The 14460-nt window shown below is 55.1% G+C and carries 9 protein-coding genes and 2 pseudogenes; 3 read left to right on the forward strand and 8 right to left on the reverse strand.

Features of this window, described 5'->3' with window-relative positions; all coding sequences use genetic code 11:
- The first annotated feature begins 35 nt into the window (after window positions 1-35).
- Both lysC and panS read left to right on the forward strand, forming a co-directional pair.
- Window positions 36-1430 carry a lysine-sensitive aspartokinase 3 gene (gene lysC, locus O1V66_RS15700; RefSeq protein WP_045048254.1) on the forward strand — a complete coding sequence of 465 codons (1395 nt, stop codon included), beginning with the start codon at window positions 36-38 and terminating at the stop codon, window positions 1428-1430.
- Window positions 1431-1547: 117 nt separating this feature from the next.
- On the forward strand, window positions 1548-2474 hold the full coding sequence (gene panS / locus O1V66_RS15705) for a ketopantoate/pantoate/pantothenate transporter PanS (protein WP_045048253.1): 927 nt from the start codon (window positions 1548-1550) through the stop codon (window positions 2472-2474).
- Window positions 2475-2542: 68 nt separating this feature from the next.
- Here the strand turns inward: panS and O1V66_RS15710 are convergent, their stop codons facing one another.
- The 7 genes from O1V66_RS15710 to O1V66_RS15740 all read right to left on the reverse strand — a co-directional run bounded on the left by O1V66_RS15710 (window position 2543) and on the right by O1V66_RS15740 (window position 9656).
- Complete coding sequence (locus O1V66_RS15710) at window positions 2543-4198, reverse strand: Na/Pi cotransporter family protein (protein WP_045048252.1); 1656 nt, start codon at window positions 4196-4198, stop codon at window positions 2543-2545.
- 15 nt (window positions 4199-4213) lie between these two features.
- The gene (locus tag O1V66_RS15715; protein ID WP_045048251.1) at window positions 4214-4870 is read right to left on the reverse strand and encodes an HAD family hydrolase; all 657 of its coding nucleotides are present in this window, start codon (window positions 4868-4870) and stop codon (window positions 4214-4216) included.
- Window positions 4867-5859 (reverse strand): ABC transporter ATP-binding protein, encoded by a 993-nt coding sequence (locus O1V66_RS15720; protein WP_045048250.1) that lies wholly within the window; start codon window positions 5857-5859, stop codon window positions 4867-4869. The genes O1V66_RS15715 and O1V66_RS15720 overlap by 4 nt, the downstream gene beginning before the upstream one ends.
- A 2-nt stretch (window positions 5860-5861) precedes the next feature.
- Window positions 5862-6647, reverse strand: a complete 786-nt coding sequence (locus tag O1V66_RS15725; RefSeq protein ID WP_045048249.1) for an ABC transporter permease — start codon at window positions 6645-6647, stop codon at window positions 5862-5864.
- Between the two features lie 29 nt (window positions 6648-6676).
- Complete coding sequence (locus O1V66_RS15730) at window positions 6677-7516, reverse strand: ABC transporter permease (RefSeq protein WP_045048248.1); 840 nt, start codon at window positions 7514-7516, stop codon at window positions 6677-6679.
- Window positions 7517-7531: 15 nt separating this feature from the next.
- Entirely contained in the window at window positions 7532-8341 is an 810-nt protein-coding gene (locus O1V66_RS15735) for an alkaline phosphatase family protein (protein WP_045048247.1), read from the reverse strand.
- A gap of 259 nt (window positions 8342-8600) precedes the next feature.
- Window positions 8601-9656 carry an ABC transporter substrate-binding protein gene (locus tag O1V66_RS15740; RefSeq protein WP_045048246.1) on the reverse strand — a complete coding sequence of 352 codons (1056 nt, stop codon included), beginning with the start codon at window positions 9654-9656 and terminating at the stop codon, window positions 8601-8603.
- A gap of 203 nt (window positions 9657-9859) precedes the next feature.
- On the opposite strand from O1V66_RS15740, the pseudogene O1V66_RS15745 reads away from it, so the two are divergent.
- Window positions 9860-10571 (forward strand): annotated as a pseudogene (locus O1V66_RS15745) (UTRA domain-containing protein).
- Between the two features lie 15 nt (window positions 10572-10586).
- Here O1V66_RS15745 and metH read toward each other — a convergent pair.
- Window positions 10587-14281, reverse strand: a pseudogene (gene metH, locus O1V66_RS15750) (methionine synthase).
- Between the last annotated feature and the right edge of the window lie 179 nt (window positions 14282-14460).

The raw sequence follows: 14460 nt of genomic DNA on the forward strand, positions 1-14460 counted from the left end.
TCTTATAAAAGGACGACCCTGACACGAGGTTTTAAATGAATCAAGCAGCACCCCGCAACGCTGACCTGTCGCCCCTGAGCAATACGGTCATCGCCAAATTTGGTGGTACCAGCGTGGCGGACTTCGAAGCCATGAACCGCAGCGCCGATGTGGTGCTCTCCAATCCCGACGTTCGCGTGGTGGTCCTTTCCGCCTCCGCCGGCGTAACCAATCTGCTGGTAGAACTGGCCGAAGGCAAAGACAGCGAGCGTCGCGCATTCCTGCTGGACGAAATCCGTCGTATTCAGAACGCCATCATTCTTCGTCTCGACACGCCGTCGGTTATTCACGACGAGATCGAGCGCATGCTGGAAAACATCGGCATGCTGTCCGAAGCGGCAAGTCTGGCGACCTCCACCGCGCTGACCGACGAGCTGGTCAGTCACGGCGAGATGATGTCGACCCTGCTGTTTGTCGAGATTCTGCGTCAGCGTCAGGTTTCTGCGGAGTGGTTCGACGTGCGTAAAATCATGCGCACCAACGATCGTTTCGGCCGTGCCGAGCCGGACACCCATACCCTATTCGAACTGGCGAGCCAGCAGCTGGCTCCGCGCCTGCATGAAGCGCTGATTGTGACTCAGGGCTTTATCGGTTCCGAACCAAAGGGCCGCACCACGACGCTCGGCCGCGGCGGCAGCGACTACACTGCCGCTCTGCTGGGTGAAGCGTTAGGTGCCGTGCGCGTCGATATCTGGACCGATGTGCCGGGCATCTACACCACCGATCCTCGTGTAGTGCCTGCCGCGAAACGCATCGACCGCATCGCGTTCGAAGAAGCGGCCGAAATGGCCACCTTCGGCGCGAAGGTTCTGCACCCGGCAACCCTACTGCCTGCGGTACGCCGTGGTATTCCGGTGTTTGTCGGCTCGAGCAAGGATCCTTCCGCGGGCGGTACGCTGGTCTGCAACACGACGGAAAACCCGCCGCTGTTCCGTGCGCTGGCGCTGCGTCGCAAACAGACGCTGCTCACCTTGCACAGCATGACCATGCTGCATTCACAGGGTTTTCTGGCCGAAGTGTTCAGCATTCTGGCGCGTCACAACATCTCCGTTGACCTGATTACGACTTCCGAAGTCAGCATCGCCCTGACGCTCGACACCACGGGTTCCACCTCTTCCGGTGACAGCCTGCTGACCACGTCGCTGCTGACCGAGCTCTCTTCGCTGTGCCGCGTCGAGGTCGAAGAGAATCTGGCACTGATTGCCATCATCGGCAACAAGCTGTCTCAAGCCTGTGGCGTGGGTAAAGAAGTGTTCGGCGTGCTGGACCCGTTCAACATCCGCATGATCTGTTACGGTGCCAGCAGTTATAACCTGTGTTTCCTGGTGCCGGGCGATGACGCCAATCAGGTCGTGCAAAAGCTGCACCACAACCTATTCGAGCAGGATTAATCGATTTTCGATTCCCGCGCGTAACAAGAAAAGCCGAGTCGAAAGACCCGGCTTTTTTTAAATGAGAAAGACACAACATCGAAATATAAAACTATAAAACACTGAGGAAGTCCCTGCATGTTAGCCAAAATCACACGTCTGTTCCCCTTGTGGGCCGTTTTGCTGGCGGTCGCCGCCTATTACACGCCAACCACCTTTACGCCTATCGGCCCACACGTCAGCACCCTGTTGATGCTGATTATGTTTGCGATGGGCGTCACGCTCGAGTTTGGCGACTTCAAACGCGTGCTTTCGCGCCCGGCACCGGTGGCAGCGGCTACCTTCCTGCATTATCTAGTGATGCCGCTGGCCGCCTGGCTGCTGGCGAAATTGTTCCATATGCCTGACGATCTGGCGGCCGGCATGATTCTGGTCGGCAGCGTGGCGAGCGGTACGGCGTCCAACGTAATGATTTATCTGGCCAAAGGCGACGTGGCACTTTCCGTGACCATCTCCTCCGTCTCCACGCTGGTCGGCGTATTTGCTACGCCTTTGCTGACGCGTCTTTATGTCGATACGCACATCAAGGTCGATGTCGAAGGCATGTTGCTGAGTATTCTACAGATTGTGGTGATACCGATTCTTGCAGGTCTGATTATCCACCATCTGTTTACGCAGGCCGTTAAACGTATCGAGCCTTTCCTGCCGCTGTTTTCCATGGTGTGCATTCTGGCCATCATCAGCGCCGTGATTGCCGGAAGTCAGGGCCTGATTGGATCGGTCGGACTGGTAGTGGTCGTGGCCGTTATCCTGCACAACGCGATTGGCCTGTTGAGCGGCTATTTTGGCGGCAAAATGTTTGGTTTCGACGAGACCACCTGCCGCACTATCGCGCTGGAAGTGGGCATGCAGAACTCCGGTCTGGCGGCCACGCTGGGCAAACTGTATTTCACGCCGATTGCCGCCCTGCCCGGCGCGATTTTTTCCGTGTGGCACAATCTGTCCGGCTCGCTGCTGGCCGGTTACTGGTCGGGTCGTCCGGTAGACAGGAAAGCCAAAAAGTAGGGTAACGCGTTTAAACAAAAAGGGTCACGATTATCTCGTGACCCTTTTTTTATGGCCTGCAATCAGAGTTATTTCACCAGACTGCGGGCATCGTCGAGCTCTTCGCGCTCGTCGTCTTTCTCGTCTTTTTCCAGCACGTTATAGGCAACGGCACAGAACAGCGAGTTGAGGCGTTTCATGTCGCCCAGCAAACCTAGGTGCAGCGAGCTGGTTTCGATGCTCTGCACATTATGCTGATGCAGACGATCGACATGGGCATGGGCATAGCGGCGGTCCAGCAGGCGGAAACGGTGCTTGGAGCGGCGCAGGCGTTTCGCGCTGGTCAAATCGCTTGAAAGGAAGACCGACAGGCTTAAACGCAGGTTATCCACCAGCTTCTCGTGCAGGCTGTCGAGTTCGGCAAGCCCTTCCGCCGAGAACGCACGACGTGTTTCATGAGACTTGGCGGTAATGTCGCCGGTCATACGCTCGATGATGTCGCCCGCCTGCTCGAGGTTCAGCGCCATTTCGATAATTTCGGCCCAGCGACGCGAGTCGTCCTCGCCCAGATCATCTTTGTGAATCTGCGCCAGATAGAGCTTGATGGCGGTGTAAAGCACATCGACGTCATCGTCCAGACGACGGATTTCGCGGTCCTGCGCCAGCTTGCCGTGCATGACTTCATGCTGAAGGATCATCATGTGTTCCACCACATCGCCCATGCGCAGCGTCTCGCGTGCGGCATTGGCCAGCGCCAGCGACGGCGTGTCAATCGCGCTGACATCAAGGTGACGAGGACGCAGACGCGGATCGTCTTCAGGCTGTTCGGCAATCCATAGCTCGCAGATTCGCGCCATCATACCGGCCGCCGGTACCAGCGCCAGACAGCGGATCAGGTTATAGAATACGTGGAAATAGATAACCAGCTCTTCATCGGGAATACCGATGCGCGCCAGCAGATTGGTCAGCGGCCCGATAAACGGCAGCACGATGATGCAGCCTATCAGCTTGAACAGCACACTGCCGAGCGCCACACGGCGACCGGCGGCATTCTGCTTGCTGGCGTTGATCATCGCCAGAATTCCGCTGCCGAGGTTGGCACCAATCACCAGACACAGCGACACTTTCAGCGAAATGACGCCCGTAGCCGCGAGCGTCGCGGTAAGCAGCACCGCCGCCAGACTGGAATAACTGATGATAGCGAAAACCGCGCCGGTGAGCGCATCGAGAATGACATCGCCCGTCAGTGAGGAAAACAGCACTTTCACGCCGGAGCCTTGCATAATCGGCGTGGCGGCGGTCACGATAAGCTCCAGCGCCAGCAGAATCAGCCCGAGTCCAATCCCGACGCGCCCCATCTGCCCGGCACGCGTCTGTTTACGGCTGAGGAAGAAGGCGACGCCGACGAAAATCAGCAGAGGCGAAAGCCAGGAGAGATCAAAGGTCAGCACGCGCGCCATCAGCGCCGTCCCGACATCGGCACCGAGAATAATTACCAGCGCGGGAGACAGCGCCACCAGCCCCTGAGCGACAAACGAGGTCACAAGCAAGGCCGTGGCATTGCTGCTCTGTACCAGCGCGGTAACGCCGATACCGGAGACAAACGCCAGCGGTTTTTTCTCGACGCTGCTGCTGAGAACACGGCGCAAATTGGCACCAAACACCCGCATGATGCCTGTACGCACTATATGCGTACCCCACACGAGTAAAGAGACTGCAGAAAGTAAATGAAGAAGAGTTAACACTAAATACGAACTCCTTTAGCGCCAGGCATGTATAGGCCATCCTGCCTGCCTGGCGTGTTGGAGCAGGATAGCATCCGGATTGACGACGCTGGGCCGACCCACGCGGGTCAACAACGGCAAGTCATTGTGCGAATCCGAATAAAAAATGGCGTGGGCTAGCAGGCTGGCGTCCTGATTCAGCAGGTCCATCAGCCGCGCGACCTTTCCTTCGCGAAACGTCAGCACGCCCTGGGTAAAGCCGGTAAAACGTCCGTTGGCGGTTTCCACGCCGATGGCCAGCGTTTCATCGATGCCAAGGTATGTCGCAATCGGGGCCACCAGGTGTTCACCCGAGGCAGAAATCACTATCGTGCGATCGCCGTTGGCACGGTGCGAGGCAATACACTGGCGGGCATCGGCATAGACGCGATCGGCGATAACCTCGTGGACAAAACGCGTGACCATCGCCGACACCTCGTGTTCGCTGCGACCTTTGAGCGGACTTAAGGTCCAGTTCATATATTCGGTCATGTCCATCTGGCCGATGGCATACAGGCGCATCATTTCGGTGTCTTGCCGGAGAAACAGGTCGGGTTCGGCGACCCATCCTTCCTTGACCATAAAGGCCGACCACAGGCTCGAACAGTCGCCGCGAATCAGCGTTTCATCGAGGTCAAAAAGCGTCAGCTTCATGCAACTTCCCGTAATGTATCAAGATCTAACTGTAGACCAATATCGGTATCATCAGCCAGCAAAGCGTCGACGGAGCGATTCAAAACATCCACCGACAGCTCGACATTGTGAGCCAGTACACGATAACGCACGACATTGCCCAGCAGGCTATGTTGAAGAATTCGGGCAGCAATTCCCTGATTGGGCGCGCAAAGCGCAATGGATTCAGGGCGAATAGCCACCTGAGACGTATAGCTCTGCCCGGTCAATGCAAAAGCCTGTTCGGGGGTCAGCAGATTATAACTGCCGATAAACCCGGCGGCGAAAGCATTGACCGGTGCAGTATACAATGTTTCGGCGTCGCCATTCTGTACGATTTGTCCTTTATTCATCAGCACGATGCGATCCGACATCGTCAGCGCCTCTTCCTGATCGTGCGTCACAAAGATGGCGGTGAGGTTCATTTCACGCTGGATACGGCGGATCTGCTCGCGCAGGTGTTTACGAATACGCGCGTCCAGCGCCGACAGCGGCTCATCGAGCAGCAGCAGTCGAGGTTGCGTGACCAGCGACCGCGCCAGTGCCACGCGTTGGCATTGTCCGCCCGACAACTGATGCGGATAACGACGGGCGAACTCGGTCAACTCCACCAGCGCCAGGACTTCGTTAACGCGACGCGTAGACTCGCTGCCCGATATCTTTTGCATCTTGAGGCCAAAGGCCACGTTGCCCTCGACCGTCATGTTGGGAAACAGCGCATAGCTTTGAAACACCATGCCGATGCCGCGCTTTTGTGGCGTAAGCGGCACGATATCCTGCCCCTGCAAGACAATCTTTCCGCTGTCGACCGACGTCAGCCCTGCGAGACAGCGGAGCAGCGTGGATTTTCCGCACCCGCTCGGCCCGAGCAGCGTCACGAATTCGCCCTCTTTGGCGCTAAAGTCGATGTTATTGAAAATCTGCGTTTGCCCGTAGTGTTTGTTGAGCTGCGTCACTTCTAGATAGGACATGATCAGCGCTTCCCTTTATTCAGTAAGTTCGCCACGAAGGTAAAGACCAGCACGACGAAGAAATAGGAGATAACCAATGCGCTGGTGAAATGGCCGCTGCCGTTGCGCATGTTGTAGAGATAGACCTGCAAGGTTTCATAGCGGTTGCCTACCAGCAGATTGGCAAACACGAATTCACCTATCAAAAACGAGAATGACAGCAAGACGGCGATGGTGGCGCCTTTGCGCAGATTGGGCAAAATCACGAACAGTGCGGCTTTCCAGGTGCTGGCGCCGAGCAGATGGGCGGCATCCATCAGGTCACGCAGATTAATCGCCTGAATATTGTTGGAAATTGCCCGATAGATAAACGGCAGCGCAATCGTGAAATAACAACCTATCAGAATCCACGGCGTGCCGGTCAGTTCAAAGGGCGGCGCGGAGTAGAGTTCCATCAGCCCGACCGATGACACCACCGGCGGAACGGCAAACGGTAAGAGAATGAGAACATTCATCAACGCGTCCAGCTTCGGGAAATAGTAAGCAATCACAAACATAAGCGGCAGGATGAGCACCAGAGAGAAAAACAGCGTGCCGAGACAGATAAGCAGCGAGTGCCCGAGCGCCACCAGAAAACGCGGATCGCTCCATAGCGCAATCAGCCATTTGAAGGTAAATCCGCTCGGCAGAATGGTGGCGCCCCACTCCTCGACCAGCGCATAAATCAGCGTGGCGGCCAGCGGCAACAGCAGGACCAGAAACAGGATCCAGACCACCAGCCGATGATAAAGATGTTCAGCACGAGACATCATCACCTCCTAAATCCGTAACTCGGGTCTTAACGCACATTGAGGTAGCTCCTGCGTAATAACCATTGATGAATCAGCGTGATAAACGCCATCAAAATCACCAGCAGGATAGCCAGTGCGCTGCCCATATTGGGATCCAGCGAAATATCGCCCGAGACCAGCGCTGCAATACGTACCGGCACGACGTTAAAGTTACCGGTCGTCAAGGCGTAAACCGTGGCGTAGGCTCCAAGCGCATTGGCAAGCAGAATCACAAAGGTGCCCATCAGCGCAGGCGCCATGACCGGCAGCCCGATGTAGCGCCAGAAACGCCATTTACCGGCACCAAGCAGGGCCGCCGACTCTTTCCAGTCTTCACGCAGGCCATCAAACGCCGGATACAGCAGCAGCACGCCCAGCGGAATCTGGAAATAGGTGTAAAGCACGATAAGCCCGTCTTTGGAATACAGATTGAAGGCCTCCATCAATCCGTATTTACGCAGGATGAGCGTAAGTGTGCCATTGAGTCCCAACAGGATGACGAAGGCAAAGGCCAGCGGCACGCCCGCGAAATTACTGGTCATGTTGGTAAAGGACATCACGAAATCGTGCAGCTTTGTCGGGCCGAGCTGGCGAAGTGAGTAACTACCAACCAAGGCTATCAGCAAACCATAAAGACTCGACCAGACTGAAATATCCAGCGAGTACTTCATCGCCTGCAGATAGAACGGCGAGGTCAGAATGTCGCTGTAGTTACCGAATCCCCAGGTTTCGTAGGTATCACTGTAAAAGCTGCTGACCGCTACCCAGGCAAGGGGTGCCAACTGAAAGGCGATGAAGAACACTACAAAAGGCAGCGTAAAAAGCAGGGCGAGCCACTTGGCTTTCATGCGTTATCCTCAACCTTACATCCTGGTTCGAGCCAGAAGATCGGCGAAGTAAGGTTTATCGTGGGTGATTTCAAGCAGCTGGCAGACGGTTCCACATATTTCGGTTTGCCGTGGCGCGGCGTCCTGCTGGCTAAACGCGCTGCCAAAGACGAACATTGGCACCTGACGCTCTTCGGGCAAGATACCGCCGTGGCTGCGATCGTTGTTCATGCCGTGATCGGCGGTCACGATGACCTGATAGCCCTCTTCCAGCCAGGTGCCCAGATAGTGCGATAGAATGCCGTCCGCCACGCGCGCCTTGTTGCGATATTGCATCGAATCCTGCCCGAATTTATGCCCGGTATCGTCGATATTCATCGGGTGAATCAGCAGGAAATCAGGATCGTAGTGCAAGCGCAGACTCTCTGCGTCATCAAACAGGTGCGAGTCGGGATAGGTGTCGTCGTAATAGAAATGTCCGTGCTGAATGGCCAGCGCGTTATCGTGAGTATGGCGGTCACGGGCCGCAACAAACGGCGTGCGGTTATACAACTCGCTCACCCAGTGATAAGCCGCCGCCGCCGTCGTCAACCCAGCGTCTCGCGCATAGTGAAATACGCTGCGCCCGGTAGACAGCCTGTCTACCTGATTCCCGACAATGCCGCTCAGCACCGGGGGCACGCCGGTCAGAATGCATTCATACAGCGGTCGGGAAAGCGACGGCAGCTCGCACTCCAGCTGATACAAACGCCCGCGCCCGACGGCACATTGCGCATGCAAATAGCCCATCGTTTCGCGAGCCACCTGATAATTCAGGCCATCCAATACCACCAGAATGCTTTTCATAATTGTGACCCTGATAAAAAAGAGAAAAATGGGCGAATCGAAGAACGGTTTCCAGACCTTGCTTTGAAATTGCAGACACCGCCAACGCCATGAAAATCATTAGTGCCACAGAAAGGCAGCTGGCGGGTTCATCCCAGAAACTTAAAAGGGTCAGTGACTGGGATTAGCCTGGGCCTGTGCATCCGAGCACGCAGGATGACGCAGACTGTTAATGCGGGTTCATGTTGCCGTTTTGGTTGCCAATTATTGTTGCTGGCTATTATTGCTGGTTAATCATGACGTTCTCTTGCCACAGACGAGGCAATGTTTTCGCGCTCTTGCCCCAGGCTTCCGGGTCCGCAATAGGGTGCGCATTGGCATATTCGCTGTTTGGCAGCAGCTTGGCTTTTACGTCATCCGGCAGCGTCAGGTGTTCTGCACGAATGGGGCGCGCATAGCCTTTTGCCAGATTGATCTGTCCGGCATCGGAGAAGATATATTCACGCGCCAGCTTGGCCGCATTCGGATGCTTGGCGTATTTGTTGATGATGGTGGTGTAACCGGAGGTGATACTGCCGTCTGACGGAATGACAACGTCAAAGCGGGTTTTATCGATTTGGTCGCGATAGTTAAGCCCGTTGAAATCCCAGACCACGCCGACCTGAACTTCGCCTTTTTCAAGCGACGCGATAACCGGATCGGTCAGGCTCAAGCGCCCTGCCTTTGCCAGCTTGGCGAAATATTCCAGACCCGGCTTGAGGTTTTTCTCGTTACCGCCCATCGCGTAAGTGGCGGCAAGCACGCCGTTGGCAGCCTGAGCTGCCGTGCTGACATCGCCAATCGTGACCTTATATTTGCCTTTCATCAGGTCAGCCCAGCTATGGGGTTCGTCTTTAACCTGTGATTTATCAATGATAAACGCGATAGTGCCGGTGTAGGCCAGTGCCCAGTTGCCGTCCTTGTCTTTTGCCCATTCAGGTACCTGATCCCAGGTGCTGGGTTTATAAGGCAGAGTAACGCCCTCTTTTACTGCCACCGGACCAAATGCCGCTCCCACATCGCCGATATCCGCGCTGGCATTGCTTTTTTCCGCGAGGAACTTCGCAATTTCCTGTGCCGAACTCATGTCGGTATCACTGTGCTTGATGCCGTATTTGCTGCTCAAATCATTCCAGGTATCTTTCCAGTTTGCCCAGGAATCAGGCATCCCGACGCTATTAACCGTGCCTTCTGCTTTGGCGGCCTTTTCAAGGTCGGCCATAGATTCTGCGGCGAAGGCCGTGGTTGTCGTCATGACGAGCGCGGTGGTTAACACAGATGCGAACAACTGTTTCATAACTGATGCTCCAGATGATAGTGTGTGGGAGTGCTGGTCTAGTCCAGCAAGAACCAAGCCAATCTAACGATGGTTTGTGATATTTAGATGACAGCGCGAAAAAGCGACAGTTTTGTTGTCTGGCGTTGTTAACAAGTACGCAAATTTTTATCTTTTAACGGTTATGGTGGTGCAAAAGTGCACTGAAATGAGGCTTAAGATCGATGAGTGAATCGCAGACCACTGTCGCTATTATTTGCCACGCATTGAGTGAGAAGATAGCCGACGGTTTTTATTCTGCCGCAGGGCGTCTGCCTTCCGAAAGAACACTGAGCGAGCAGTTTTCAACAACACGTATAACGTTGCGGGAATCTTTGGGACAGCTCGAAGCACAGGGGCTGATTTATCGCGAGGTGCGTCGTGGGTGGTTTATCTCGCCGCCGCGTATTCTTTATAATCCGCTGCAACGCAGTCATTTTCATGCCATGGCCCGAGAGCAAGGCCGCCTTGCCCGCACAGACCTCATCGATGCCTGTCAGATACGGGGCAGCGACAATGTTTGCCATAAACTGAATCTACCCGCGCAAAGCGAGGTATATCGTATTCGGCGGTTACGCTATATCGACGCACGAGCAGTGCTTTATGTAGAGCACTACCTTAACCCGCAGTTCTTCCCCGATATCATTAACGACGATCTTACGCAGTCGCTGACCGACCTGTACTTTTCACGCTATGGCATAAAGTACGGCCGCGGTTCGCTTTGATATGGTGCCGACGCGTCTACCCGAAGCCGCCTCCAGCGCCTTGAAAGTCGCGGCAGGCAGCCCGGCCCTGTTTATTACAAGGATCAACCGTGATCTCGACGATCGGATCATCGACTGTGATCTCGAATACTGGCGCTACGATGCCTTACATATCGATGTCGACGTGGGCTAAAGTCTGGAATTGCCGTTAATCGGCGTCGTAACCCAGATTAGGCGCTAACCAGCGCTCAACCTCGGTAATCGCCATACCTTTACGCACGGCATAGTCTTCAACCTGATCCCGTTGAATCTGCGCTACGGCGAAGTATTTGCTGTCTGGATGACTGAAATACCAGCCAGAAACAGCCGCTCCCGGCCACATCGCGAAAGATTCGGTTAACTGCATGCCGGTATGCGTTTCGACATTCAGCAACTGCCAGATTTGGCCTTTCTCGGTGTGCTCAGGACAAGCCGGATAACCAGGCGCAGGACGAATCCCCTGATAATTTTCGCGAATCAGTTCTTCGTTGCTCAGGTTTTCCTGCGGTGCAAAGCCCCAATACACTTTTCGCACCTGTTCGTGCAGATACTCGGCGAAGGCTTCGGCCAGACGATCGGCAAGGGCTTTTATCATGATTTTATTGTAGTCATCATGCTGTTTGTCATAGGCCTCTGCCAGCGCGTCTTCTTCCAGACCGCCGGTCACGGCGAATGCGCCCATATAGTCGGCCTTGCCACTGGTTTTGGGTGCTACAAAATCGGCCAGACAGTAGTTGGCAAAATCGGTCTTCTCGGTTTGCTGACGAAGATGGTGGCTGACAATCAACACGTCTTCACGGCTTTCGTCACGATAGATTTCGATGTCGTCACCGTTACGGTTCGCAGGGAATAAACCATAGACGCCGCGCGGGTTAAGGAGTTTTTCGCGGGAAAGCTTATCTAGCAGTTCATTGGCATCTTGAAACAGCCGCTTCGCCTCTTCACCCACGACGTCGTCTTCAAGAATGCGCGGATACTTGCCTGCCAGCGACCAGGTCATGAAGAACGGCGTCCAGTCGATATAGTCGCGCAGCGTGTCGATGCTGGCCTCAACCTGCTGAATGCCCAAACGCTGCGCCACGGGCGGCGAATAGTTTTGCCAGTCAATCTGCGTCGCGTTTTCACGCGCCTTCTCAAGGCTGACGGGCGGGGTACGCGGCTTTTTACGGCCATGCTGAATACGCACCGTTTCATACTCTTTACGCGTTTTCTCGACAAAGGCATCGCGCTGACCGTCGGAAAGCAGAGCCGATACCACGCCAACGGAGCGGGAAGCATTCTGTACGTAAGTCGTCGAGCCCTTGTAGTTTTGTTCTATTTTAACGGCGGTATGTGCCTTGGAGGTTGTCGCACCGCCTATCAGCAGCGGAATGGTAAACCCACGGCGCTGCATCTCTTTGGCCACGTTGACCATTTCGTCTAGAGAGGGCGTAATGAGACCGGACAGCCCGATAATATCGACATTTTCATCAATAGCCGTTTTGAGGATTTTATCGGTAGGCACCATGACGCCGAGATCGATAATTTCGTAGTTATTACATTGCAGCACCACGCCGACAATGTTTTTGCCGATGTCGTGAACGTCGCCTTTCACCGTTGCCAGCAGGATTTTACCGTTGGTTTTACCTTTCTCCTTGCTGGCCTCGATGTAGGGCTCAAGATAGGCCACAGCCTGTTTCATGACGCGTGCAGATTTCACCACCTGCGGCAGGAACATTTTACCTTCGCCGAACAGGTCGCCTACAACGTTCATGCCGTCCATCAGCGGGCCTTCAATGACTTCTATCGGACGGGCCGAAAGCTGGCGCGCCTCTTCGGTATCAAGCTCGATAAATTCGGTTATGCCTTTCACCAGCGAATACTCGAGACGCTTTTTGACGTCCCAGCCGCGCCATTCGGCCTGCTGCTTATTGGCTTCGCCGTCGTCTTTATTGCCGCGATATTTTTCGGCCAAATCGAGCAGCCGTTCGGTGCCATCATCACGGCGGTTGAGGATGACGTCTTCAACGGCTTCACGCAGTTCAGGAGCAAGGTCATCGTAGATAGCCAGCTGACCGGCATTGACGATGCCCATATCCATGCCATTACGGATAGCGTGGTAAAGAAATACGGCATGGATGGCCTCACGCACGGGATCGTTGCCGCGAAAGGAGAAAGAGACGTTGGACACACCGCCGGAAATCATGGCGTGCGGCAATTCTTTCTTGATGTCGGCGCAGGCACCAATGAAGTCTACGGCGTAATTATTGTGCTCTTCAATACCGGTGGCGACGGCAAAGATGTTCGGGTCGAAGATGATATCTTCCGGCGGGAATCCGACGTCTTCGGTCAGCAATGTATAAGCCCGGCGGCAGATTTCGATTTTGCGCGCACGGGTATCCGCCTGGCCGACTTCGTCAAAGGCCATCACTACCATCGCCGCCCCGTATCGCCGTACCTTGCGGGCGTATTTGAGGAAGGCTTCCTCCCCTCCTTCATTGAAATCGAGTTAACAATACCCTTGCCCTGAATACATTTGAGGCCTTTCTCGATGACGTCCCACTTGGAGGAGTCAATCATGATGGGTACCCGGGCGATATCCGGCTCACCGGCAATCAGATTGAGGAATTTCACCATCGCCGCTTCGGCATCGAGCATGCCTTCGTCCATGTTGATATCGATTATCTGCGCGCCGCTCTCAACCTGCTGCTGCGCGACGGCAAGCGCTTCGACATACTTCTCTTCCTTGATAAGTTTCTTGAAGCGCGCCGAACCGGTAACGTTGGTACGCTCACCGACGTTGACGAACAGGGTCGATGCGTCGATGTTCAGAGGTTCTAGCCCCGCGAGACGACACGCCACAGGGATTTCGGGGAGCTTGCGTGGCGCTACGCCTTCCAGCACTTTCACGAACTCGGCGATATGCTGTGGCGTAGTGCCACAGCAGCCGCCGACGATGTTCAGAAAGCCCGACCGTGCCCATTCGCCGATATGTGCAGCCATTTCTCCGGGTTCAAGATCGTACTCGCCGAAAGCGTTGGGCAGCCCGGCGTTGGGGTGCGCCGTGACATAGCATTCTGAAATGCGCGACAGCTCGGCGACATACTGGCGTAACTCGTCTGGACCCAGGGCGCAGTTAAGTCCGAAGGTTAACGGCTTGACGTGACGCAGCGAGTTGTAAAAGGCTTCGGTGGTTTGTCCGGACAGGGTTCGCCCCGAAGCATCGGTAATAGTGCCGGAAATCATGACCGGCAGTAAAACGCCCATCTCTTCGAAAACCGTTTCGACTGCGAAAGTCGCGGCCTTCGCATTAAGCGTATCGAAGATCGTTTCGACCATGATGAGATCCACCCCGCCTTCGATCAAGGCGCGAGTGGATTCGCAATAGGCTTCGACCAGTTGATCGAATGAGATATTGCGATAGGAAGGATCGTTGACGTCGGGAGAGATCGAGGCGGTGCGGTTGGTGGGGCCTAACACACCGGCCACGTATCGCGGTTTGTCGGGCGTGCGTGCGGTCCATTCATCGGCACAAATTCGGGCAAGGCGTGCCGCCTCGTAGTTAATTTCGGCCGAAAGCGACGCCATATGATAGTCGGCCATGGCGATGGGTGTGGCGTTAAAGGTGTTGGTTTCGAGAATATCGGCGCCGGCCTCGAGATAGCCGTAATGAATGGCGGTAATCACCTCAGGCTTAGACAGTACCAACAGGTCGTTGTTGCCCTTGAGATCGCTTGCCCAGTCGGCAAAGCGTTCGCCGCGATAGTCTTCTTCGGCCAGCCGATAGCTCTGGATCATGGTGCCCATGCCACCGTCCAGTACCAGAATACGCTTCGCCAGCTGTGCCTTTAGTGCCTCAACTCGATTTGTCACTGTTAACCTCATCACTCATCGCGTGCAATGTATTGCTGCTGCCATCAACCGGCCTGTCTGTGCGGCCTTTGTATTAAAAACCGACAATCATCCTAGCATACCTTGTCTCTGCGCCGAGCTGACGACAATGTCCGACATCATTCTCAAATCTTCGAGGTCTATTCCATGACGGGTGTAACTTGAAGAAACAT

Source organism: Rouxiella chamberiensis (assembly GCF_026967475.1).
Lineage (GTDB): Bacteria > Pseudomonadota > Gammaproteobacteria > Enterobacterales > Enterobacteriaceae > Rouxiella > Rouxiella chamberiensis.

What these genes read in the sequence shown, in the direction of transcription:
- panS (WP_045048253.1), top strand. Translation starts at nt 1,548, where the DNA reads ATGTTAGCCAAAATCACACGTCTGTTCCCCTTGTGGGCCGTTTTGCTG.
- O1V66_RS15725 (WP_045048249.1), bottom strand. Translation starts at nt 6,647, where the DNA reads ATGTCTCGTGCTGAACATCTTTATCATCGGCTGGTGGTCTGGATCCTG.
- O1V66_RS15715 (WP_045048251.1), bottom strand. Translation starts at nt 4,870, where the DNA reads ATGAAGCTGACGCTTTTTGACCTCGATGAAACGCTGATTCGCGGCGAC.
- O1V66_RS15720 (WP_045048250.1), bottom strand. Translation starts at nt 5,859, where the DNA reads ATGTCCTATCTAGAAGTGACGCAGCTCAACAAACACTACGGGCAAACG.
- O1V66_RS15735 (WP_045048247.1), bottom strand. Translation starts at nt 8,341, where the DNA reads ATGAAAAGCATTCTGGTGGTATTGGATGGCCTGAATTATCAGGTGGCT.
- O1V66_RS15740 (WP_045048246.1), bottom strand. Translation starts at nt 9,656, where the DNA reads ATGAAACAGTTGTTCGCATCTGTGTTAACCACCGCGCTCGTCATGACG.
- lysC (WP_045048254.1), top strand. Translation starts at nt 36, where the DNA reads ATGAATCAAGCAGCACCCCGCAACGCTGACCTGTCGCCCCTGAGCAAT.
- O1V66_RS15730 (WP_045048248.1), bottom strand. Translation starts at nt 7,516, where the DNA reads ATGAAAGCCAAGTGGCTCGCCCTGCTTTTTACGCTGCCTTTTGTAGTG.